2 protein-coding genes are annotated in these 1,947 nt (G+C 72.5%); one reads left to right on the forward strand and one right to left on the reverse strand.

Features of this window, described 5'->3' with window-relative positions; translation table 11 throughout:
• The coding region (locus AOK24_RS42300; RefSeq protein WP_159052193.1) for an LLM class flavin-dependent oxidoreductase at positions 1-684 on the forward strand (684 nt) is incomplete at its 5' end.
• 141 nt (positions 685-825) lie between these two features.
• Here the strand turns inward: AOK24_RS42300 and AOK24_RS42305 are convergent.
• Positions 826-1,503, reverse strand: a complete 678-nt coding sequence (locus AOK24_RS42305; protein ID WP_055725184.1) for a response regulator transcription factor — start codon at positions 1,501-1,503, stop codon at positions 826-828.
• Between the last annotated feature and the right edge of the window lie 444 nt (positions 1,504-1,947).

A 1,947-nucleotide genomic window follows, 5' to 3' on the forward strand; every position in this document is an offset into this window, starting at 1 on the left:
CTCCAGGACCCGCACCCGCCCCTGTGGCAGGCGGCGTCCACCCCCGGGTCGTTCGAGGAGGCCGGGCGCCGGGGTGTCGGGGTGCTCGGTACGACGCTGTGGGAGCCGTTGGAGCGGGTCGGCCGGCTGGTCGAGCTGTACCGCGCGGCGGCGGCCGAGTGCCGTACGCCCGCGGGCGCGTTCGTCAACGACCAGATCGCGTTCTTCACGTTCGTGCACTGCGCGGAGACCGACGAGCAGGCGATGCGGGACGGCGCGGCAGCGGCGGCGGCCTGGTACACCGCCCGCGCGCTGACCTTCTTCGAGGCGGCCGACGCGTTCCTGGAGAACATGAACCGCGAGAAGGAGCTGATGGCCGCCCCCGACGGCGGCGGGCGCGCGGGCGCGTTCCTGCGCGCGGAGGCGGGCGCCGCGGCCGGGCCGAACGCCGCGCAGCTCGCGATCGGCCGCATCCTCCAGGGCGAGACCGTGCCCGAGGAGGAGCTGTTCGAGGCGCTCAGCGAACAGGGCTCCCTGATCGTCGGCTCCCCCGAGACCGTCCGCAAGAAGATCCGGGCGTACGCCGACCTCGGGATCGACCGGCTGATGTGCTTCCAGCAGGTCGGCGGGCTGTCGCACGAGAGCGTGATGCGCAGCATCGAGTTGGTCGGCGGGCTGATCCCGGAGTTCGACCTGGCGGGGTGAGCCCTGACGGGGCACAGGGCTCGGCCGAGCCTCAAGTGCCGGGTGAATCTCAGGGGTTGGGCGAGCTCCTGGGACCGGGCGGGCCTCAAGCGCCGAGTGAGCCCCAGAGGTTGAACGGACACCCCGCGTCCCGGGCGGGCCTCAGGGATCGATCAGCCCAGCCCGGATCGCGTACCGCGTCAGCTCCAGGCGATCCCGCATCCCGAGCTTCTGGAGCAGGTTGGCCCGGTGACGTTCGACCGTCTTGGCGCTGATGAACAGGAGGTTCCCGATCTCCTTCGAGGTGTGCCCCTCGGCGACGAGCTTGAGGATCTCCTCCTCTCGCTCCGTGATCGGCCGCTCCGGGAGGCCGTCCCCCCGGTGCAGCCGGTCCAGGTACGACCGCACCAGTGCCCGTTCCGCCCCCGGGTAGATGAACGGCTCGTCCCGCATCGCCGCGCGGCACGCCTCGACGAGGTCCCGGTCGGCAGCCGACTTCAGCACGTACCCGCCCGCGCCGGCCTTCAGCGCCTCGAAGAAGTACTGCTCGTTGTCGTACATCGTCAGGATGAGGATCCGCAGGTCGGGCAGGCGCCGCGACAGCTCACGCGCCGCCTGTAGCCCCGTCATGCGCGGCATCGCCACATCCAGCACGGCGAGATCGACGTCCTCGCTCCGGGCGCGCTCGACCGCCTCGGCGCCGTCGCCCGCCTCGGCGACGACGGTCAGATCCGCCTCGCTGTCGAGGATCAGCCGCACGCCCCGGCGCACCAGGGTGTGATCATCGGCCAGCAGCACACGGATCGGGGACCGGGAGCCCCCAATGGACGGCACGGTCATTTCTCTCCCCCGGGCGCGGGCGGGAGGCCGGTACGGGAAGGGCCGGGCGCGGGCGGATCGACGGGAGACCGGGAACCGGGCTCGGAAGCATCGCCGGGAACATCCTGGTCCAGCGCAGGCGGACCTACGGGAGGCCGGGGCTCGACGGCCGGACCGGTTCCAGACGAAGAACCGCCAGCTTCAGGACCGTACGCACCGGCCTCGGCCTCGGACATACCGACCCCTGTTTCGGACGCGCGGGACCCTGCTTCGGACACACCGGACCCGGCTTCGGACCCGCGCAGCCCGTCGGCAGTCGCCTGAGCCTCGTCCGGCATCCCAGAGCAGCGCGCCGTCCCTCCCTCAGCGCCGCCGTCCCCCTGACGCACGTTCGCGAAACCCTCGGCCGGCGCCCCGGACGCCTCCTCCGGCCCAATCCCGCCTCGCGGCAAGCCGCTCCCCCAC

The sequence above is a fragment of the Streptomyces niveiscabiei genome (assembly GCF_001419795.1).
Lineage (GTDB): Bacteria > Actinomycetota > Actinomycetes > Streptomycetales > Streptomycetaceae > Streptomyces > Streptomyces niveiscabiei.